This is a genomic window from Lysinibacillus sp. NPDC097231 (assembly GCF_044761885.1).
GTDB lineage: Bacteria > Bacillota > Bacilli > Bacillales_A > Planococcaceae > Lysinibacillus.
Map to the genome: position 1 here is coordinate 69,416 of NZ_JBIWDH010000012.1, position 22,661 is coordinate 92,076.

Consider the following 22,661-nt stretch of genomic DNA (forward strand, 5'->3'; position numbering starts at 1 on the left):
AGAATAGTTTCGTTTTTTTACCTTGTGAAGAAAATTTAACCAAAACGGTACGACATTGACACCATTCATCCTTATTGGGCCTGTTAATTGTATCTTTTTGCAATAGTACGAATGGAGAGAATTACATTTCTATGATTAAAAAACGAATCGATGTAAGGACGATGGCTTGCTTTATACCATTGGGTTCAGGTTTCCGTCAATTTGACCCTTCCATCCGTTACTTCGCTGGTTCTATCCGTCAGTTTGGTTCTTCTATCCGTCACTCTGCAATCAAAAAGCTTGTCGCGTTGATAAGCGACAAGCATTGTCGAGAAGTACCCTATATTCTAGTTTGATCTTTAAATGGAGACTTGTTTTTTGTTTTATTCCACTGTTACTGATATTTCCTTTACAAGTAGGGATGAGGAGCCATACCCATTTGGTAGGAAGTAAAGCTCTGAGCTAGTTTCTTCGATATTGTTTAAGAACTCAAAGAAGTTTCCGGCTATTGTCATTTGCTTGACAGGGGAGACAATTTTACCATCTTGAATATGGAATCCTTTTGCAGCTACTGAAAAATTACCAGAAACCGTATTCGCACCAGAGTGTAGTCCAGATAATTCTGTAATAAGCACTCCGTCAGTAACCGACTTCATTAACTCGTCTTGAGTTTTCTTACCAGTTGAAATATATAAGTTTTGGGGTGCAATAGATAAGGTTCCTTTGTAGGAATCTTTATGTGCATGCCCAGTTGTTTCACAACCGTCCTTTTTCGCCGTTTTTCTATTATGCAACAATGTTTGGAGTGTACCATCTAAAATAATTGCCTGCTCTTTTGTTGCAACACCTTCTCCATCAAAGCTGGAACCAGACAAAGCAGCTGGATGAAATGGAGCACTCAGCAATGTAATAGCCTCTGACGCCACTTTTTGTCCTACCTTTCCTTTTAACAAGGATTGGTCTTTTTGAGCATTTTCAGCGGACAGTATCGGCATAAAGGTACTTAATAAAGATGCTGCCGCGTCTGAGCGTAAGATAATTGGATATTTTCTAGATGGAATTGATTTTTCACCCAGATTCGCAAGAGCTTCCTCAGCCGCTTCTTTAGCAATATCATCAGCATCAAGAGAATGAAAATCACGTGTCATTTTCAAATAGCCACCGGTTTTCAGTTCCTCACCTTCTTTTACAACCGTAGAGAGAAAAATAACTATGCCATTCTCCTTATGTGATAAGGCAAGATTTTTACTATTCGCTAATGAGCGTTCAGCCGTATATTCTTGAAGCAAACAGTAATCAAGTGTGACAATGCGAGAATCGTATGCGCGAATTTTTCGTTCAATTGATTGAAGTAGCTCTATTTTTTCAGGAATTCCAATAGTCTCTAATTCTTCATTATAAAATTCATAGGGCGTGTATTCATTACTGCCTTCAAAAATATCTATGCTCTCATCTTCATCTAGAACATCTGCATTTGCTTTTGCACTGTCGATTAAAAAGGACATCGAATCATCGTCTAATTTTTCTGTATAGGCGTAACCCATTTTCCCGTTATGCAGCCCACGTAGACTTAAACCCCCATCCTCAGATGTTTCATAGCTATCAATTTGTCCTTCGAAAAGCATACACTGAAAAGAGTTTTTTCGTTCAAAATATACTTCTGCTTCTTTAAAACCAGCTTCTATCGCCTTACCGAGTAGTTTTTCTTGATATTCAACAATGTTCATTAATTATTCTCCCTTCGTTCCTCCAACTGTTATTTCACTTACGCGAATCATTGGCTGGCCAACATTGACAGGAAGACTACCACTAATGGATCCACACATGCCTGCACCATGCGCAAGATTATTACCAACACGATCAACTAGCTGCAAAGTTTTTGCTCCGTTGCCTATAAGTGTTGCACCGCGTACAGGTCGATCGATTTTTCCATCCTTAACAACATAAGCTTCCATAACCGCGAAGTTATAGTCTCCAGTTGCTGGATTTACTTGACCGCCACCCATATATTTTGCATAAATACCATATTCGGTAGATGCGATAATTTCTTCAGGTGTAGAAGTACCTGGAGCGATAAATGTGTTCGTCATTCGGGATGTTGGATTGAAGCGATAGGATTGGCGACGAGAAGAGCCGGTTGGTTCAGCATTCATACGACGTGCATTAAATTTATCAATCATGTAGCCTTTTAAAATACCATTTTCAATTAAGATGTTTTTTCGTGTTTTTTCTCCTTCATCATCAATGTTAAGAGAACCCCATTCGTTTGGAAGTGTGCCATCATCAATATATGTAACAATATCAGGGGCAACTTTTTCACCAATACGGTTTGCAAAAACTGAATTGTTTTTCGCGACGGCTGTTGCTTCAAGACCATGACCGCATGCCTCGTGAAATATAACACCACCAAATTCATTATCAATGATAACTGGAAATTTACCGCTAGGACATTCATCGGCATGAAGCATAGTGACTGCAATACGTGCAGCCTCACCAGCATAGTGCTCCAGATCTAGTTTTTCGATAAATTCAAAGCCTGCATGTGCACCAGGACCATAGAAGCCCGTTTGCATTTCATTACCCTCAGAGGCAGTTGCTTGGATGGTAAGTCGACTATGAACACGCGTATCTTCTACAAATTTTCCTTCTGAGTTGGCGATTAAAATATGTTGCTCTTCGTCCAGATAGCGAACTTTAACTTGATTGATGCGTTCATCATAATTTCTAGCAATGTTATTAGCCTGACGCATGATTGTCGCTTTTCTTGCATGTTCTACAGTATTTGGGAGAATTAAAATATTGTGAATAGGCGTAATAATTTCTTTTGTTAGTGGTTGAATCGTTCCGGTAGCACCACCTTTAATAGCAAGCGCTGCTCGTTTGGCTGCTGTTAATAAACCTTCCTCTGAAAAATCATTTGTGTACGTGTAGATGCATTGAAGACCAGAAAAAATGCGTATACCAATGCCGAAGTCACGCCCAGAAATACTTTGTTCAATTTTTCCGCTTTGTAATGTTAACTCATTGGCAAACTTATCTTCGATGAAAACTTCTGAAAAATCGCCACCGGTTGAGAGGGCAGCTTCCAGTACATTTTCAATAATTGATTGTTTAATCATGTTTCTTCCTCCTTTTCCTGAGTATACTGAATAATTCGAGAATTACGTATTGTAAAATATTGACGGAATGCAAATCTCGTGAAATAAACAACACAAATTTATATATATTCTGAACAAAGCTTTTTTATGATGGGGAGCCATATATAAAAATCGAAAAACGGAATCATAATTATCTTCTTCCTAAGCCAAACTAATGGAAAGACGTAGGAAGGTGATGACATGCAGCAACAAAAATTAAATGTAGGGGATATCGTTTACATTTTTTATCGTGATCCACATATTCAGGGTGTAGCAAATATACAGGAAACGGCAGTGGTGAATAATCCGGATCATCCAGGGGAGCTGGCGTTTTTTCTGTTTGAAACGTATTATCCGTTAACGAGTGATATGTTAATTTTTACGAGCGAGATGGACGCTGAGCAAGCGTATCATCAGTATTATCATTGATGGAGGAGGGGAGAACAATGTGTTTTCTCTTCAATCCAATAATTGTGATACATATGGCTTAATTAACTAAATATTGTCTCTTATTCTTGATAACCAATCGCTAAATCGCCTTTCACATTTCTTGTTACGGAGTATAATTCGTCCCCATTAGAAACTTTCAAATACTAATAAGGACCAGAAAAAATACCTAATAACGACAATCCTATTTCTTCCAGAACCTCTCTACCTTCCATGCTTTCTCCCAATTCCATCAAACCACCGGGAAGCCCAAACCTCCATCATATCTTTTGGCAATAACACTTTATTTGCATTTGTATAATCCCAATCTCGATGGTAACGCTAACAGAGAGAGTAATGAAGAAGGGGAGAATAGGATGGACTCATTCCAAGTAAATTGTTGGTCGGAGCATGAAGAGCTGAAGGTTGTTATGCTATGTGCACCTTCAAAATTAGATGTAGCAGATTTAACAACAGCCGAGAATGTTGGGTGGAGTGCCACTGTCAATCATGTAAAGGCAATGGAGAATTTTATGGAAGTAAAGACAACACTAGAAAATGCAGGTGTAAAGGTTATAGAGTATTCGAAAGAGCTATCGAATGAACAGCAACTATTAAGTGAACAGCTTATTAATCGCTATTTTGTGCGCGATCTTGCCTGTGTCATTGGCAATCAACTTTTACCTGGACATACAGGAAGCCCGTTAAGGCGCCCAGAGTATCCACATGCTCATTCACTTTTAACAAAGTGGTTTCCACAACAATTTATGATAAAGTCGCAGCCTCATCCATTCGAGTGTGGTGATGTGTTAATTTTAAATAAGGATGCTGTGCTCATTAATCTCGGTATGAGAACGACATTAGAGGCTATCGAGAGTATTAAGAATAGTATCTTTCACGAAGGATTTTCTGAAATTGCCGTTATTGATTTGCCGAAAGGAAATGATACGCTTCATTTAGATATGAATTGTAATGTAGCGAACTTTAATTTGGTGATTGCTAAAAGCTTTGTGCGTTATTTCCCAGTGCAAGTGTTCTCAGAACAAAGCAATCGTTTTGAAATGACAGAGCAATTTTTAAATCGACATGGTTTCGATGTCTACTGGCTAGAAAAATATAAGACAATTCCCGACATTAACTTTGTAAACCTTGATCCGGAAACACTGTTGATTAGTAAGCAAGCAACAAAGCAACATTTCACAAAGCATCCACTACTACTGAAAAAGAATTTGATAGAAGTTGAAATCACAGAGCTTGAAAAAGGCGGTGGTGGACTTCGTTGTATGACATTGCCATTGGTAAGAAAGTAAGCAAAAAGGGTTGATGAAAATGACAGCTAAAACAAGCAAAGGGAGGTTGTCTTGGTGGCAACTTTCGCTTCTCGGCATAGGTTGTACACTAGGAACAGGGTTTTTCCTTGGGACAAGTATGGCCATTCATAAAAGTGGTCCTGCTGTGTTAATTCCTTTTTTATTAGCGGCAATTTGTACTTACATTGTTTATGATGCACTTGTCAAAATGTCTGTTGCTAACCCTGATAAAGGCTCGTTTCGTACCTATGCAAAGCAAGCATTTGGAAGATGGGCGGGGTTTAGCAATGGCTGGGTTTATTTGATATCTGAGATATTGATAATGGGGAGCCAATTGATGGCACTTGGTATTTTTACGAAGTTTTGGTTTCCTGCGCTTCCATTATGGGTTGCTGCGTCAATTTATGCTGCACTTGGATTAGTCGTTATTCTCACTGGTATGAAGGGCTTTGAAAACTTTCAAAATATCTTTGGTGCTTTAAAGGCAGCGGCGATCATGATGTTCATTATAGTAGCTGTTATGTTAATCGTAAAAGGGATGAACGCGCAATCATCTACACTTGATTCATTATATACAAATTATGATGAATTTTTCTCACAAGGTGTTAAAGGAATTTGGCTTGGACTTCTGTATGCCTTTTATGCGTTTGGGGGAATTGAGGTGATGGGTTTAATGGTTATTGATTTAAAAAATCCTAAAGAAGCACCAAAAGCCGGAAAGGTGATGTTAATTGTCATAACTGTTATTTTCATCATGGCTATTATGCTTGCGTTGGCACTTGTTTCCTGGAAAGATTTTAATATCGATGAAAGTCCTTTTATCACAGCTCTTCATGGTTATCATTTACCTTTTGTGGCAGATATCTTTAATGGTGTTTTAATTATTGCCGGTTTTTCAACAATGGTAGCCTCTTTATATGCAGTCATTACGATTCTCACTACACTGGCAGAGGATCATGACGCTCCTGCATTACTAGCAAAGAAAGGTAAAATGAAAGTTCCATTTCCTGCATTTCTCTTTATAACAAGTGGCTTAATTATTACCATTGTTATTGGCTTTCTCATGCCAGATAAGATTTTTGAATACTTGATTACGGCTGCGGGCTTAATGCTGATTTATAACTGGCTCTTTATTTTAGTAACATATGCGAAACTGATGAAGCTATCGAAGGGGCAGCATGTGAAAAATAGTATCGGGATGTTGCTCATCGCTGTAACGGTGTCTGGAACCTTAGGGGAAAAAACAAGCAGACTCGGTTTTTTTGTGAGCCTGCTCTTTATTGTTTCAATAGGAATTGCGACCTGGATTGTGGTGAAAAGGCAAAAATATAGGTCGCAAGTTTAACTTCTTTCAGCGGGTATCACGGATTCGGAAAGGAGTTCTTAAAGGATATTAGCCTAAAATCATCGCATCCATGTGATAACGGCTAACTGACCTGCATCGGTAAAAACGCCACGTCCTGTGGCATTACCGAAATGACCGACATCGTGTCGGCCCTCACGCAGGCCTAAGCACAAAGCCGATTCCGGACTCAATTATGCCGAGGCATAATTGATTGTTCGTTGTCCTGTGGAAAGGACAACGAATTTTGCATACGGAAAAAAGGACATTTAGATGGACTACGATTATCATCACTTAAAAAATATTGCTTCCATTCATAACTATCCTCTTGCCCGTACCATTTTAAATCAGGGTGAGCTGGAATAGCATCGTATTCGGTAATGCGTTGACGAATAAGTTTCTTTAATTTTCGACCAAAGGCAGTAGAGTCGTTCATTTCTTCAAATATCCAACGTGGTTGAAAGGCCATTAATAAAGTGGAGAAATTACGACTCTTGCGCAATTTATGTGCGGGCGTTGCACAAGACACAAAATATGGCTCGCCGTTAAAACAAAATTCCCATTCATTATGCGCTGGATCGCTTGGAATTTCCTTTGGCCAATCGATATCATCAAATTTAGTTAAATTGTTTAAAACTGACCAAAATAAATTTCTATAATCCTCAACATCAAGGTTGTTAAGCATATCGTTAGGGGTTTTAAAGAAAATAGCGAGTGTTGTATATTTTCCAAATGTTTGTGAGTGCTTATCGTATTCCTTTAAGCATTGGGCTAACGTCTTTATCGATTGCTCTTCCCGTGGGTCTCCAACAAAACTATAGCGAAGGTGGTTCGATAAAAAACCTGTTCTAGCTGGAATACAGGGAAAGGTATTGGCTTCATCTGCAATCATAGCAGCAAAGTCTGTATATGCTGACTGTTTCCATAATGGAAGTGTTTCAAAATGTTCCTCTATCCATGTCTTGTCAAACACTATTACTTCCACTTGAGTCTCCTCCTTCATACATCTTTATACTATTAAAGAAAGAGCCAATGGGTGACTGTACCTATGTAGCTAGATGAATTTGTACATATATTTGAATATTTTATGTTGTAAAGTAGCAAGAGCCTCCTGAACTTCTAGTAACTCTTCATCAGAAAAACCTTTTCACTTTAGAGGGAGTATTACAAAAAAAGTTGTATATTCAGCAAATTTGCTGTCAACAGTAATCGTTCCGTTATGCATATCGATGATTTTTTTGACAATGGATAGTCCTAGACCACTTCCGCCATTAGTAGCCGATCGTGATTGGTCAGCTTTATAAAATCGCTCGAATACATGCTTTTGTTGTTCTTCTGTTAAACCAATACCATTATCATGAATAGCGATAGTGATCGTTTCTAGTTGCTTCGTTAAGGATAATGTAATGGTGCCATCCAATGCTGTAAATTTAATGCTGTTGCTAAGTAAATTCATCCATACTTGGTTCATTAAATCTTCGTCCGCCATAATCGAGATGTTTTCTAATTGAAGATCCATTTCGATATTTTTCGCTAACCAATTTGGTTCAAGTGCTAGCACTACATTGCGTAATTGCTTATCCAATCGGTAGCACATGGGCTCAAAGGGGGGATGTGTTGATTCCAGTGACGTTAGCTTTAATAAATTGTCACTAATTTTTGATAGCCGATAACTTTCCATCTCAATGATTGCTAAATAATGCTGACGTTTATCCTCTGGGAGGTCCATGTTTTTCAATGCCTTAGCAAAGCCATTAATGGATGTTAGGGGCGACTGAATTTCATGAGAGACATTCGAAATAAATTCTTGGCGCATTCTTTCTATTTCCCCTAATTCTACCGCCATATGGTTGATGCCATTTATTAATTGACCGAATTGATCTTCATCATCTCTCCTAACATCCAACTTGACACTAAAATCTCCTTTGGCCAAGCGACTTAATGCATCTACAATCATATCCCAATAGTCTCGCTGTCGATTTGGCCCAATTAAAAAGATGGTAGCAGCAGAGCAAGCAAATAGAATAAAAACGCCGATTACCGTCCATAATTGGAGCCAAAAACCTTGTGGATATTTGCCTAACCAATCATAAAGCCATGATGTTATATGAAAGGAAATAAAGGCAAATACGGTATTAGCGGTCAGAAAGAGTATGAACACAAATAAAAGCTTTATAAAGAATTTTTGTTTTCTCATGGCATAAATTCCAATCGATAGCCTAGGCCACGAATCGTGCGAATAACAAACCCACTTGTTTCTTGTGGGAAACGTTGACGAAGTCTTTTAATGTGAACATCCACTGTACGCTCATCACCCTCGTAGTCAAATCCCCAAATTTCTTCGATTAATTGTTCACGTGAAAAAGTTTTTCCAGCATAGCTTGCTAACGCAAATAATAGTTCAAATTCCTTTAAACGAAGTGTTAAAGATTGCCCATTATAGAGGACTTCATGTGTATTGCGATTGAGCTTTACATTGCCAGCTTCCACAAGTTGTGATAAGGAAATGCGGTATCGTTTAAGTATCGATTTAACACGGACGATTAGCTCTGCTGGCTCAAACGGTTTAACAAGATAATCATCTGTTCCAAGATGAAAGCCCTTTACTTTTTGTGAGGTTTCTCCCTTTGCAGTAAGCATAAGAATTGGTAGATTATCATTAAATGACCGTATTTCCTCACATAATTCCCAGCCATCCATTTTTGGCATCATAATATCCATTAAGACCATATCTACTTTCTCAGAAGCTAATTTGGACAGTGCATCCACACCGTCCGTAGCCTCTATAACTTCTAACCCTTCATTTTGTAAAAATACTTTTATTAATTCTCGAATATGCGCATCATCATCCACAACTAATAGCTTTGTCATGCTAACAAATCCCTTCGTTATTCCTCTTTAATACGTAATTGCTGCTTGGCGAATTCTCGATACATATCATGCGTCTTGTAAAGTGTTTCATGTGTACCACTGCCCGTAATATGTCCTTTCTCTACAAAAAGAATTTGATCTGCATCTACAACTGTTGAAAGGCGGTGTGCAATCACTAGAGTTGTTCTACCTTGCATTAAATTATCTAAAGCTTTTTGAACATAGATTTCCGATTTACTATCCAGACTAGATGTTGCTTCATCTAGCATTAATATTTGGGGATTACGTAACAGTGCTCTTGCGATGGAGATCCGTTGTCGTTGACCGCCAGAAAGCTTAATGCCTCGTTCTCCTACTTCTGTGTCAAATTTATCTGCTAGTTCGTTGATAAATTGATCTGCATAAGCCATTTTGGCAACTTTTTCAAGCTCCTCATCCGGTACCTCTCTGTCAATGCCATAGCAAATATTTTCACGAATTGTCCCAGATAGCAGGGCACTTTCCTGTGCAACATAGCCGATTTGACTTCTCCAAGAATGGAGGGAGAATGTGTTGATAGGCGTATCTCCGAGTGTAATGCTTCCGCTAGTAGGCTGATAATACCTCTCTAACAGAGAAAATGTAGTGGTTTTCCCTCCTCCACTTGGTCCAACGATGGCCGTTACTTTTCCTGGTTCAATAGCAAAATTAATATCCGATAAAATCGGTTCTTCTCCATAAGCAAAGTTAATATTTTTTACATAAATTGGCTTATCGATTTTGTCTAACGTTTCACCCTCGAAAATATTTTCCTCTTCGTGTTCAAGTAATGCACTGATTCGCTCTGTAGCGCCCATCGCTTTTTGTAACTGTGTAAAGAACATCGTCAATTGAGTCATCGGCATAATGATTTGGATTAAATATAAAATAAACGCCACCATATCGCCAGCTGTAAGCTCTCCTGAAGACACTCGTACGCCACCATAGCCAATAATAGCAACAAGTACAGACATTAATACGAATGAAATAAGTGGCGATATAAGAGCGTGAATTTTCGCTTCTTTTAAACCAAAGGTAAAGAGGTTTGTAATTCCTTTCTTGCCACGCTTATATTCGATATTCTCGGCATTTGAAGCTTTTACTAAGCGTGTTTCAGGTAATACTTGATTGAGCACTGCCGTAAATTTTGCGGTCTCATCTTGCATCCCTTTTGAAATAACAAACATACGCTTACCTAACAGCATTAAAATAATCATAGCAAGCGGAACAGCAATTAACATGACTAAGGTCATTTTCCAATCTAAGATTAATAGAATAATGATTGATCCTATAATAGAAATAACACCTGATAAACAGTTGGCAAGGTGTTCAGTAATCAGCTCTTTGACGACAGCTGTGTCATTCGTAACACGACTTAAAGTTTCCCCCGTATCATTTTCATCATAGTAGGGAATTGGCAAATGAAGTAGCTTTCTCCACAGTTGATCTCGTAACTTCGCGACAACATGATGTCCAACACGATTTAAATAATAAATAGAAAGTCCACTTGCAATAGCTTGTGCAATAAAAGCAATCCCTAACAACAATATTTGCCAATAATCAAGGGACGCTAATGAAAAGCCATCCACTAATTTTTTTGTAAATAACGGAACGATAAACCCTACGCCTGTAGTCGTTAAACTCATTATTAAAGCAATAATTAAAAGCCATATCGGTGGCTCAGCTTGTTTTACAAGGCGAATAAAACGTCGCCAATCTGTAAGGTTAGAAGAATCTTTTGTTGTCTTGTGCAATATTTATAATCCTCCTTCATTTTCATCATAGTAAAAATATGAATATTTTTATCTAGTATTAACGGACAGTAATAATAATAAGTAGGGAGTGAAGAAAACCCAATTTATATGTTTCTTACTTTAGCATGTCTTTATGAACTGAATATGAAATGAGCAGAAGTGAGGTATGACATTTTGGTCGTATAATTATAAAAAGGGGGGCTTATAGATTTGAAATACATATTAAAAAGCCAAACTAAAAATGTTTGGCTTTTTTTCAAATATTAATAATAAGTAGAGTCGTCGATAGCACCAAGTACAAATACTATTATTCCAAAGACAATCACTAATACTATATATATACCGATTGCAATCAGCGCCCATATTAAAGCAGATTTAGCTGCTTTAGGCTTATTGTCTTTCCATACAAAGTACATGATAAAACCTAAGAGCGGTGTACAACAAACGGAAAGGATGTTAACAGCTATATTTGGTGTATCCTCTGGGGATGTATTTTGTACACGAACACCACATTTTGGACAAATTTCTGCTTGTGCTGCTATTTCCTCACTACAGTGTGGGCAAAACATATGTATACCTCCTAAAGAAAATTAAAAGATTTCCCAGTCTCCTACTACTTTTCCTTCATATTGTTTTTTTCCGATTAAATAAGCATCGATTAATATTAATAAACCAACCGTAAAAACTCCAACAAGATAGGGAATAAAAACAGAAATTATAAATAGAATTATGAAAAGAATTCCTTTTCCTAATTGGTTATTAATGATTTGGCCTACACCGGGTATTAGAAATGTAAGTAATGCAGGAACTAGTGGATGAGTGCCCTTGCCTTTTGAAGATTTTCTTAAAATAATACCGCATGAAGTACACATATCTTGAATAGTACTTATTTCATCCCCACAATTATGACAGTAATTATGTACTTTGAATTTTCTAACACCACAATTTGGACAAATTTCTGCATGCTCTGATAAATTGGATGCACAGTATGTACAAAACATTTTTAGTCTCCTTAGTTAAAAATTAATGAACCTAAATATTTGCCCATGTTATAAAAATAAATTGTTATTTGCCAAAATAACAAAGCACTATGGGCAACCATAAATACAATTCCAATTCCACCGAGAATTCCAGTTAGTAAACGTCGATTATTTGTACTACTCCACTTATTAAATAATTGACCCGTCCCATCAATAATCATTGGTATTGTTAGGGTGAGAGCATACGCAAAGGGCAAAGTATTGTAAAATCCCAAAATAAAAATGCCGATAATATAACCTATACAAATGCCAGTGCAACGAGCACAAATTGGAAATTGAACCCCTTTGTAAAAAAAGGACCGGCTAGGCATCCTATGGCAAAGGAACAAATATTGCAAATATTTATTCATAAAATCACCTATTTAATTAAGTTATTCAATATAAGGAAACAAAAATTATAATATACTATAAAAAGTATAAATGGTAGTATATTCTATAAAATGAACCTTTTTACCCTTAATTAACAATAAATGATTTTGATGGTAAATATTTATCCCTGGAAATCGAAATATATTTTAGTTTTTAGGAACTAAACCATTCCTTTTTTGGATAAGTATCATTCGTTTATAATAAACACCGATAGTCGATTTATTTTCAGCCGTAGTATTTTAGTCATAGCTATTTAAAGGGCACTCAAAAATTTGGGTGTCCTTTTTTATGTCCTTTGTGTGCTTTTTTAGGAATTGCGTTGTTTGGAGAGGCAATGTTTGCTTGTGTAATAAATGGGTGGAATTCAGATATAACAGTATCAAGGAGAGAATAAATAAAAAAGAGGTTCCTTTTTTTGGAGATATGCCATATAATATGAATAAACCGACAGTCGGTCTATAAAAGTGATTGTTTTATAACTGGTAGTAATTTATAGGCGGATCGGAATATAAATGATGTACTTTCAAAAGGGGAAGGGGGTTATTGAATGGAATCACAGATAAAAAGAAAAGGCTTTTCAAAAGATTTTAACCTTATGGTAGTTGGCCAAATTATTTCTATTTTAGGATCTGCTCTATTAAGGTTTGCTCTCTCACTTTATGTATTAGATATTACAGGGCGTGCAGATCTTTTTGCGGTACTATTTGCGATATCGAGTGTCCCAATTTTACTAGCACCACTTGGGGGAGCTATTGCAGATAGATTTAATCGACGCAATTTAATGGTGATTTTCGATTTTACTAGTAGCATCATTGTTTTTATTTTCTTTGTCGTGCTAGCTATTGGTAATAGTTCTATTTTGCTTATTGGTGTAGTGATGGTGCTGCTGTCCCTCGTTAGTGCTATGTATGCACCTGCAGTGATGGCTAGTATTCCAGTACTTGTAGAAGAAGAAAAGCTTGAACAGGCGAATGGGATTGTTAATGGTATTCAAGCATTGTCCGGTGTAGCGGCTCCTGTGCTAGGGGGGATACTATACGGCATGATTGGCTTAAAAGTACTTGTAATCATGAGTGGTGTGTTCTTTTTCCTCTCGGCCATATTAGAGATGTTTATAAATATACCATTTAGTCAACGAGAAATGAACGGACATATTATCCCGACGCTTGTCAATGATTTGAAAGGGGGCTTTAGCTATGTAGTAAAGCAATCTTTTATATTTAAATGTATGATTTTAGCGGCATTATTAAACTTATTATTAACACCACTGTTTGTTGTGGGTGTCCCGATTATTCTTCGTGTCACAATGCAAAGTAGTGATACATTATATGGAATAGCGATGGGATTAATCGATTTTGCTACAATCTTAGGGGCTTTATCGATGGGGTACTTTGCAAAAAAAATGGGGATCAATAATTTGTATTTTTGGATCTTCGTCACTGCATTATTGATTGTCCCGATGGCTATTTCCGTTACGCCTCTGATGCTTAATATTGGCTATTATCCATCCTATATTTTATTTGTTGTGAGCACTCTTTTAATAGCGATGATTATCACTGTTATTTCCATTTACGTTATTACAGTTGTACAAAAAGAAACACCTAATGAAAACTTAGGGAAGGTCATGGCTATTATCATTGCCGTTTCTCAATGTATGGCCCCAATTGGGCAAATATTGTATGGCTTATTATTTGAGGCATTTAGTATTCAAATCTATATTCCTATTATAATGGTTTGCGTTTCAATGATGGTGATGGCCATAGCAACAAAGAAAATTTTACGATTTGAAGAGGGCGCGGCAGCAAAATAATTGACTGTTAATATACTATGGGTATGTTATTTCATGCAACTAAATTAGATAATGTCAAAGTCCCTTCATGTAAGGGGCTTTTTTTATGACTGTTTTGGTAGAAAGTTCTTGACCTTCAAGTTAGTTGAAGGTTTACATTGGAATTAAGAGAGGTGTGATGATTTGAAAAAATATATGACAATTCAAGAATTCTCTGAAAGAACTGGTATAACCAAAAGCACATTACGCTTTTATGAAACCAAAAATTTACTGCTCCCTGAGGAAAGACGTTCAAATGGGTATCGGGTGTATGCGGATAGTCAAATTGCAACAGTCAAGTTAATATCCACTTTGCGTTTAGCAGACGTACCTATTAATGAAATTCAACTCTATTTACATGAACAAGATGAAACGCTTCGCCAAGAAATGATGCAAATGTGGATTCACAATATTAAAAGAAAACGCGATCTATTGGATATCAGTTTACGCTATTTAGAAAGTGATTCTATCCGTGATGACATTTATTTAATTGAAAAAAATGATGAAAAAATTATTTGGTTTACAGCACAATCCACGACAGGGAAATTTGGAGCACATTTTGAGAACAGAGCCAATGAATTAAAACAATTAAACATTCACATTAAAAGTTATTATTTAAATTATTTATCCGGCCAAGATGTAATCAAAGCTCAAATCGGCTTTGGTGTTCCAGCAGATACAAAAATAAATAGTATTGCTGATAGTGATTTTATTGAACATATGCCTTCTTGTATATGTCTGGCATTACCATTTAAAGAACAAATGTCAACAATCAAGGATGGATACATAAAATTACTTCAATACGCGCTTCAACATAAATGGGTACCGACACGTTCCATTCTTGAGTGGTATCGAGGGGATGACTTCACACAATTGGATTTGTTGTTGCCAGTTATACAAATTGAGTAAGGGTAGAAAGAAAAGGCTGAGGATAAAAAATTAAGGTAGGTGCAAATATGAAAAGATTCGTACGCTTTAGTATGAAAAATGCTTTAACAATATTATTACTAATACCCCTTCTTATTGTAGGAGGAATTTATTCACTACAAACATTACATATTGAGAAGTACCCGAACGTTGATATTCCATATTTAACCGTAGTTATTCCTTATCAAGGAGCCTCACCCGAACAAGCTATGAATGATGTAGGGGAGCAAATGGAAAGGGAATTTATGAAACTCGAAGGGAGAAAAAATGTTTATACAAACGGTGTTGCTAATGCCGTATTTTCAACTATTGAATTTGAAATGGCAATGGATATGAAGGAAGCAGAGCAGCTCGTAAGGAGAAGTGTGGATAAATTACAGTTGCCTAATTTTGCAGGGGAACCGAGGTATGAATTAACTAAACCCGGTGGAAATCCAATTATTTTTTCAATGGGTATCTATGCTACAGAAAAAATCGATGAAGTTCAAACTTTTGTAGAGGATACTATAATTCCAAGCCTTACTGTAATAGAAGGCATAAGTGATATAGAAATCAGTGGAACAACAGAGAAATTTGTTTTTATTCGACTCCTGCCAAAAAAAATGATGGCAAGTGGAATTACATTAAACGATGTTCGAGAAGCTATTTTGGCAAACAATATTTCGATGCCGACCGGAGACATCTCTATGTCAAATGAAGTATTGCCAGTGCGAATAAATAGCGAGCTAAAATCTATTGAGGATATTAAAGACATAAAGCTTTTTTCTAATGAAGTAAATGCGCAAAACATTACAACGACGACTTTAGGTGAAATGGCCGAGGTTTCATATGATAGTGAATACGTAAACAATATGACGCGCATTAATGGAAAACAAGGTGTAAGTTTCAGTATCATTCCTGAAGGTGGTGCTAATGCAGTAGCAATCGTGGAACAAGTGAAAAAAGAAATAAAAAATTTAACTTTTCCGGAAGATTATAAAGTCGAAATCTTACAAGATCAATCCATCGAAATTAATCAATCGGTCCATTCTATGTTACGTGAAGTATTTTTAGGTGCATTCATGACGATCATCATCACCTTATTATTTTTAAAAAATGTTCGTTCGACTATTATTGCAGTCATCTCCATTCCGGTCTCGATTTTTGCATCTTTTCTTTTGTTGAAGGCAATGGGATATACATTAAATATTATGACACTTGCTGGTATTGCTGTAGCAGTTGGACGAGTTGTAGATGATTCCATCGTCGTTATTGAAAATATATTTAGACGAGTGAGAGCTTCAAAAGAAAGAGATGAAGAATTAATAGAGCAGGCTACAAGTGAAGTAGCAACTGCGATTACTTCCTCAACGATAACAACTGTTGCTGTTTTTTTACCACTTGCCTTTGTACCAGGAATTGTAGGAGGTTTTTTTAAGCCACTTGCCTGGACCATTGTTATTTCATTGTTGATTTCATTACTTGTTGCTGTAACTGTTGTTCCAATATTGTCAAAGTTTTTTTTATTAAAAATTGCTCCTAAAGAATCACATGAAAATAGACTTCAAAATTGGTATCGAAACAGTTTGACTTGGGTTTTACACCATCGTTTAGTTACTTTTACCATCGCCTTATTAATTTTGATAGGTTCTACTGTCATCATTGCACCAAAGTTAGGAACAACCTTCCTACCACAAGAAAAGGTGAATGATTTCAAAATCGAAATGACCATGGCAAAAGGAACTGCTCTAGAGAAAACGGCTGATGTTGCAAGTAAAGTAGAAAATATATTATTAAATCAAAAGGAAATCAACCTTATATATACAAATATTGATACGCAATCGGAAAGTGCGACGATTTCATTCGTTGTCAATGATTCTGTTGAGAATTTGAATGAATATGTAAATGACTTGCGATTACAGTTAACAACGATAACTGAACCTGAGGAAATCACAGTATCGGGTATTGGTGGAATTATAGGAGGGGCAGAAAGCAGATATACACTAGTTGTAAAAGGGACGAATTTTGAGAATATTAAAAGAGCAAGTGAGCAGATTACAGCCGCTTTAAAAAAAGTGAAGGGTATGGAGAATGTGACAACGTCTTTAGAAGGCGAAGTACCTGAAATCACTTTCGATTTGGATGATAAGAAACTTGCTGCACAAGGAATTATGCCGGCTATGGTTGCACAAAGTCTTCGAACACTCATTAAAGGAGATATAGTAACAACTATGAGAGTTGAAGATGAAACAAGAGAAGTGAACCTAGGAATGAAAATGGATGAGGTTACATCTTTAAAAGATTTAGGACAGCTACAAATCAGTAATGTAATGGGAATGCCCGTTTTTCTTCATGAAATAGGAGAACTAAAAAGGGTTAATAATTTAACCTCGATTACTCATCTAAATGGCAATGAATATATCATGGTATATGGAACAATTACTGATGAAAAAGTAGGAGATGTGACTGCTCAAGCAGATAAGATTATTAATAATTTACAGCTTCCTGAAAATATTAGCTATTATAAGGAAGGTGTATCCGCATCAATGGATGATGGTTTCAGAGATTTGTCGATTGCCATAGGAATTAGTATTTTTATAGTTTATTTGGTTATGGTTTTTACCTTCAAAGAAGGAAAAACACCGTTAGTTATCTTGTTCGCTATTCCTTTTTCTATTATTGGTGCATTAATTGGACTTTATATTGTGAAGGAACCAATCGGTATGCCTGCAATGATCGGTTTACTCATGTTAAATGGGATTGTCGTAACCAATGCCATTGTTCTAGTTGATAAGGTAAAGCAATTTGAAAGATGTGGAATGACCAAGCAAAAAGCTTTAATTGAAGCAGGGGTTATACGTATTCGCCCGATCTTGATGACAGCTATTGCAACAATGGGCGCATTAATCCCAATGGCTATTTCGAATGAAACTGGGATGATATCAAAGTCTCTTTCTGTTGTAGTCATAGGCGGTCTATCTACTTCTACTTTTTTAACATTATTTATCGTACCGATACTTTATAGTTTATTAAAAAAGAGCTGAAAATGTAACACTAGTACCATCTCAAACGCCTATTAGATATTCTTTCTAGAGGTTGAAACTCAGTGGATGGGAAGATTGATTGATCAATATTTCGAATATCAATAACTTCATGAACAATTCTATGTCCGTGTCGTCATTGGAATAGGTAGTTTATTTAGAGTAACTGCTTATGGAGCTTATAAAAAGCATAATTTGTGAATATGAATAGTATTAGAAGCATGCTAAAGACAGCATGCTTCTTTTGATTGTAATGTTTTTTAGGTTTTAACGAGATGGATCTTGTTCTTTATTTTAAAGTGACATCTTTTTAGACAGGTGATTTTTCTCATGGATTAATGATGTTTTAATTACCAATATCTTCTGTTCCGGCGTACCCTTGGATTGTTTATTCGTGCTTGAAGCTCAGTGGACGTCAAAATCGGTTGTGGAATATTTCGTATATCCGTAACTTCATGAACAGTACTATGTTTCATTTGATTTTCAGTTGAGCGAGTGTTGATCAAGAGTGGCTTTGTTTGTGGATGATTTTCCATCTCAACTACAAAATCAGAAGTTTGCTTGGAAACATGAGAGGATTCTACTTTTACTTTTTCTTCAGTTGAGTGAGTAATGTTTGGGGTACTGATCAAAAGTGGCGTCGTTTGTTGAGAATTTTCCATCTCAACCCTTATATCAGAAGCTTGCAAGGAAACATCAGAGCGTTCTACTGTTTCTTCGGATGAGTGGGTGATGTTATGTGCATTGTTCAAAAGAGGTGTTGTTTGCTGATTATTATTCATTACAATAATAGAAGAGCCATGCTCCTGAGATGGTGAATGCTCTGTTTCATCATGAATTTCAGCATGTGGCTGTTGCACAGGGTGAACGTCCTTCATGACAAGTATTGGTCGCATCATGTCATGATCTTCATGCTCTAGGAAATGGCAATGCCACATGTAATGACCGACATGATCTTTCCAATGCATAATAATTTTCGTGACCTTCCCGGCTTCTGTTTTTACGGTATCCTTCCAACCTCGCTCATAGTCATGAGGTTCTTCAGGAGGACCTGTAAATTCCAACTTTCCTTCATTTTGATATAGCTCCACATTAAAGGGGCGTCGTTCCAGTATTTTAAATTGAACTAAATGTAGATGAATAGGATGCACAAACGTAGTGGCGTTAATAAAATTCCATATTTCTATACTATCAAGTGCAGGCTTTTCAGTAGCGGGATCATGGTACATTCGATTATTTAATAATAACATCGGTCGACCATAATCATCTGTCGTTGCAGTTAATGGCAAATGTCTCTCGATATGTGCATCGTGTGAATGTAAATCCATTGAAACAGCGAGTCTTTCTGGTATTTCACTAGTATCCTCACACTTTAGAGGAAGACACACGTTAAACTGCATGATTACTCTTGTATGTTCATCAATGAAATCCTCATCAGAATTGACTAACGTTATTTCCTGACCTTCGCATTTTGAAAAATCGATAATGACATCTGTTCGTTCTGCCGGTAGTAACTCAACAGATTGAATTTCTTGAGGAGCTGTTAAAAAGCCTCCATCTGTTCCGATTTGCATCATAGGCTCACCATTTGAAAGGCTGATGACATAACCTCTTCTATTGGAGCCATTGAGGAAACGAAATCTATATTTACGAGGTTCAACATTTAAAAAAGGCCAAACCTTTCCGTTAACGACGATGGTATTGCCCACAAAACCGGGTGTAATAGAAGGATGAACGGATACCGGGAATGGGGGTTCATCAGGATAGAAAAGCGACCCATCTTCATTAAAGGATTTATCTTGAATTAATATTGGATACTCGTAGTCACCACATGGTAAGTTAGATCGCTCCTCGAGTGCATCTCGAAGTAAATAAAAACCAGCTAAGCCTGCATAAACATTTAAGCGAGTTAACGCCATCGCATGGTCATGGTACCACAGTGTTGTGCCAGGTTGATGATTGGTATATTCATGTATTTCTTTATTGAATTTAGGACCCGTATGCGTATAGTCCCTTGTGTACCATGCCTCAGGATGACCGTCACTTTCCCAATCTACATTTGCGCCATGTAAATGTGTAACAGTTCTTACCTCCGGTGAATCGTTAGCGGCATGAAGCGTAACATCAACTGGTAAGAAGTGCTCTGAAGGCAATTGATTTTTATACCTGACATAAATGGTCTTATCTTTTGTAGCTTCAATTGTCGGTCCAGGATAAAGCCCGTTATAGCCCCAAATGATTGATTTTGGGAAATCTTTATGGAAACAATGCACTGCTTGAATCATTTGTAATTCATAATAATCTTTTTTCTGTTGACCTCTAAAGTATTTTGGTTTAGCTGTAACCGGTTTTGGTAGCTCATCTACAAATTTTGGAATTGTTGCTGGATCAGAAGGATTAATCGTCTTACTCAAAACATCACATCCCTTTTTCAGTTCTTAAAATCGTCAATTACTTCATCATATGGGTAAAAACACTAGGCAACTAGGACAATAATGGAGATAATTTGTGCTAATATATAAAAAATATCGACATTTTAGGTGGCTGAACGCTGCCGAGGCATACTTGATTAAGTATCACTTTGAAATAAGTATAAGTATGGGGGAAGTAGTAATTCGTGGTAAATGATCAGAAACACACACGATAGGAAGTACTTAATTTATAATTAAACTATTCGTATGTGATACTTGGGGCTTGGAGAAGTGATAGGTTGGAACTTACATTAGAACAATTAAATAAAACAATAATGGAAATGAGAACAAAGGGACTTATATCAGAAGCATTGACCCTCGCAGAACAGGGCCTGTTAGTTGCCATAGAAAATCAAAAATATACACATGTGCAGGATTTGTATTTTCAAAAGATATTAATACACTTCGCACTTGGTGACCCGTTAAGTATGGTAAGCCTTATTCATGAATATGAAGCCTATTGTAAAAAATATGGAGATCTAAAAGACTTCATGCATTATTACTTAGTCATGTCTTTGCTTTATGATTTGGTTGGTTTCAAAGAAAAAACGATTGAAATGACAAAGAAATCAATTGAATATGCGAATGAACTAAACGATATAACTATGCTTGTTCGTTGTCATAGTAATCTATGCTATCTTAAGGTCGAGAATGGCTGTAATGCTGATGCACTTCAAGCAGGTCTAATTGCGAGGAAATATAATCAGGAACTATCAAAAAATCAACCTGAAATAGCGAAGTTAAATGACATTCGCATTAATAATAATTTGGCAGATGTTTATATTTTAGAGGGAGATTTTGAGACGGGCCAAGCGTTATTAGATGGCAATTTGAATTCTGATATCATTCATAACCATAATCGTGAAAAGGTAGCAGCTTTGTTTGGTTATGGGTTTTTATATGAGAAACAACAAAAGTTAGAAGAATCAGTGTACTATTATAAGCAATCAATAGAGCTTGCACAATCTTATGGTGACAACGCGTTCACCAAGAAAATAATGCGTCTGCTATTAAATGTACTTTATGAATTAGATTGGCGAGAAGAAATTTTTGAAGTGCAGCGTGCGTATATAGAGCTTTCCGAGAAAATGAGTGCTGATAATTTGCTCCAACATGTGATGAATTTAGAATTTAATAGACAGAAGGAAAAGCTTGAAAAAAAGGCACTTTTGGATCCGTTAACAGGTGTCTTTAATCGTCATTTCCTAGATTTTGAAATAAACGATTGGTTAACAGTAGCAGAGAATAGCAAACAATTTGTTGGTGTGGCTGTTCTTGATATTGATTATTTTAAATTGTACAACGATAGACATGGTCACTTATTTGGAGATAGGGTACTACAACTTCTTGCAAATGGTTTATGGGAATTTTTACTTGAAGAAGAAGCAGAGATTATTCGTTTCGGTGGAGATGAATTTATTATTTGTATTCGCCATGAATATAAGGAATATGTACAAAATCTTATCAAGGATATACATGCCTACCTACTAACTTTAACGCTTGATCAGAAAGATGAAAGTGATACTCTTAAGGTGAGCATGGGCGCTTGTATCAATGATCAGAAAAATTATGACTATTCAATTTTATTTGAACAAGCTGATCGATGTTTATATCGTGTTAAAAATAATGGACGTGCGAGCTATGATATTTATGAACTATCATGATTTTAAATATAAAACCTATTCACTCAGGTGAATAGGTTTTTATAGTGTTGAAAAACAAAATGGTCAAGGAAATCTTAGTGAATATTTGGCATTTTAAATGTGGTGATTTCCGTTCTAGGCTACTCGCTTTGTTGTTGCTGTCGCTGTCGCTGCGCTTTCGCACAGATAAAACAATTGTTGCTGTCGCTGCGCTTTCGCACAGATAAAACATTTGTTGCTGCCGCTGCGCTTTGGACGCCCTAGGAATGCGACCAGTTGGAACGGAAATCAACCCTCGTTTTGCCAAAAAGTCATATTTTATTTGATAGGGTTCTTTATTTTCATTGACACAATAGTTTTTCAACAACATGAAAAACCTCATCCGGATGAATAGGTTTTTGGATATTGAAAAGGCTATCATTTTTTATTAATTATCTTAAAATAAAAATTACTACTCGGATCATTTGAAAACGTTGTTCTATCAACGTACAATATATGAAATTAAGAAACACGACAACACAAAATT

General features: G+C 36.5%; 19 protein-coding genes. 8 read left to right on the top strand and 11 right to left on the bottom strand.

Annotation, left to right across the window (positions count from 1 at the left end):
- The first annotated feature begins 131 nt into the window (after positions 1-131).
- Positions 132-335, top strand: a complete 204-nt coding sequence (locus tag ACIQXF_RS09575) for a hypothetical protein (RefSeq protein WP_402782053.1) — start codon at positions 132-134, stop codon at positions 333-335.
- Between the two features lie 27 nt (positions 336-362).
- Here the strand turns inward: ACIQXF_RS09575 and ACIQXF_RS09580 are convergent, their stop codons facing one another.
- Together ACIQXF_RS09580 and ACIQXF_RS09585 are read right to left on the bottom strand one after the other, a co-directional pair.
- Positions 363-1,706, bottom strand: coding sequence for a TldD/PmbA family protein (locus tag ACIQXF_RS09580; protein ID WP_402782056.1), 1,344 nt, complete (start codon positions 1,704-1,706; stop codon positions 363-365).
- Positions 1,707-1,709: 3 nt separating this feature from the next.
- A complete protein-coding gene (locus ACIQXF_RS09585) occupies positions 1,710-3,098 on the bottom strand; it encodes a TldD/PmbA family protein (RefSeq protein ID WP_402782059.1) in 1,389 nt (462 codons plus the stop codon).
- Positions 3,099-3,317: 219 nt separating this feature from the next.
- Here ACIQXF_RS09585 and ACIQXF_RS09590 point away from each other — a divergent pair, with 219 nt between their 5' ends.
- The 3 genes from ACIQXF_RS09590 to ACIQXF_RS09600 all read left to right on the top strand — a co-directional run bounded on the left by ACIQXF_RS09590 (position 3,318) and on the right by ACIQXF_RS09600 (position 6,197).
- Entirely contained in the window at positions 3,318-3,545 is a 228-nt protein-coding gene (locus ACIQXF_RS09590; protein WP_402782062.1) for a transcriptional regulator SplA domain-containing protein, read from the top strand.
- A 374-nt stretch (positions 3,546-3,919) separates the two neighbouring features.
- A complete protein-coding gene (locus ACIQXF_RS09595) occupies positions 3,920-4,852 on the top strand; it encodes an arginine deiminase family protein (RefSeq protein WP_402782065.1) in 933 nt (310 codons plus the stop codon).
- A gap of 19 nt (positions 4,853-4,871) precedes the next feature.
- Positions 4,872-6,197: an amino acid permease gene (locus ACIQXF_RS09600; protein ID WP_402782068.1), complete on the top strand. Its 1,326-nt coding sequence runs from the start codon at positions 4,872-4,874 to the stop codon at positions 6,195-6,197.
- A 187-nt stretch (positions 6,198-6,384) separates the two neighbouring features.
- On the opposite strand, the gene ACIQXF_RS09605 is transcribed toward ACIQXF_RS09600, so the two are convergent.
- The 7 genes from ACIQXF_RS09605 to ACIQXF_RS09635 all read right to left on the bottom strand — a co-directional run bounded on the left by ACIQXF_RS09605 (position 6,385) and on the right by ACIQXF_RS09635 (position 12,227).
- A complete protein-coding gene (locus ACIQXF_RS09605; RefSeq protein WP_402782071.1) occupies positions 6,385-7,179 on the bottom strand; it encodes a YqcI/YcgG family protein in 795 nt (264 codons plus the stop codon).
- Between the two features lie 162 nt (positions 7,180-7,341).
- On the bottom strand, positions 7,342-8,391 hold the full coding sequence (locus tag ACIQXF_RS09610) for a sensor histidine kinase (protein ID WP_402782074.1): 1,050 nt from the start codon (positions 8,389-8,391) through the stop codon (positions 7,342-7,344).
- Positions 8,388-9,065, bottom strand: a complete 678-nt coding sequence (locus ACIQXF_RS09615; RefSeq protein WP_402782077.1) for a response regulator transcription factor — start codon at positions 9,063-9,065, stop codon at positions 8,388-8,390. Before ACIQXF_RS09615 ends, ACIQXF_RS09610 begins: the two co-directional genes overlap by 4 nt.
- A 17-nt stretch (positions 9,066-9,082) precedes the next feature.
- Positions 9,083-10,840: an ABC transporter ATP-binding protein gene (locus ACIQXF_RS09620; RefSeq protein ID WP_402782146.1), complete on the bottom strand. Its 1,758-nt coding sequence runs from the start codon at positions 10,838-10,840 to the stop codon at positions 9,083-9,085.
- A 260-nt stretch (positions 10,841-11,100) separates the two neighbouring features.
- Positions 11,101-11,406, bottom strand: coding sequence for a zinc ribbon domain-containing protein (locus tag ACIQXF_RS09625; protein ID WP_402782080.1), 306 nt, complete (start codon positions 11,404-11,406; stop codon positions 11,101-11,103).
- A gap of 21 nt (positions 11,407-11,427) precedes the next feature.
- A complete protein-coding gene (locus ACIQXF_RS09630; protein ID WP_402782083.1) occupies positions 11,428-11,838 on the bottom strand; it encodes a zinc ribbon domain-containing protein in 411 nt (136 codons plus the stop codon).
- An 11-nt stretch (positions 11,839-11,849) separates the two neighbouring features.
- Entirely contained in the window at positions 11,850-12,227 is a 378-nt protein-coding gene (locus tag ACIQXF_RS09635; RefSeq protein WP_402782086.1) for a DUF2085 domain-containing protein, read from the bottom strand.
- Positions 12,228-12,793: 566 nt separating this feature from the next.
- Between ACIQXF_RS09635 and ACIQXF_RS09640 the strand changes: the two genes are divergently transcribed.
- From ACIQXF_RS09640 to ACIQXF_RS09650, 3 genes are all read left to right on the top strand, one after another.
- Entirely contained in the window at positions 12,794-14,056 is a 1,263-nt protein-coding gene (locus ACIQXF_RS09640; RefSeq protein ID WP_402782089.1) for an MFS transporter, read from the top strand.
- Positions 14,057-14,230: 174 nt separating this feature from the next.
- The gene (locus ACIQXF_RS09645; protein WP_402782092.1) at positions 14,231-14,983 is read left to right on the top strand and encodes a helix-turn-helix domain-containing protein; all 753 of its coding nucleotides are present in this window, start codon (positions 14,231-14,233) and stop codon (positions 14,981-14,983) included.
- Positions 14,984-15,054: 71 nt separating this feature from the next.
- A complete protein-coding gene (locus ACIQXF_RS09650) occupies positions 15,055-18,024 on the top strand; it encodes an efflux RND transporter permease subunit (RefSeq protein WP_402782095.1) in 2,970 nt (989 codons plus the stop codon).
- 347 nt (positions 18,025-18,371) lie between these two features.
- Here the strand turns inward: ACIQXF_RS09650 and ACIQXF_RS09655 are convergent, their stop codons facing one another.
- Complete coding sequence (locus ACIQXF_RS09655; protein WP_402782098.1) at positions 18,372-20,435, bottom strand: multicopper oxidase family protein; 2,064 nt, start codon at positions 20,433-20,435, stop codon at positions 18,372-18,374.
- A 296-nt stretch (positions 20,436-20,731) separates the two neighbouring features.
- On the opposite strand from ACIQXF_RS09655, the gene ACIQXF_RS09660 reads away from it, so the two are divergent.
- Complete coding sequence (locus ACIQXF_RS09660) at positions 20,732-22,156, top strand: GGDEF domain-containing protein (RefSeq protein ID WP_402782101.1); 1,425 nt, start codon at positions 20,732-20,734, stop codon at positions 22,154-22,156.
- 19 nt (positions 22,157-22,175) lie between these two features.
- Here the strand turns inward: ACIQXF_RS09660 and ACIQXF_RS09665 are convergent, their stop codons facing one another.
- Positions 22,176-22,505: a hypothetical protein gene (locus ACIQXF_RS09665; RefSeq protein WP_402782104.1), complete on the bottom strand. Its 330-nt coding sequence runs from the start codon at positions 22,503-22,505 to the stop codon at positions 22,176-22,178.
- Positions 22,506-22,661 lie beyond the last annotated feature (156 nt).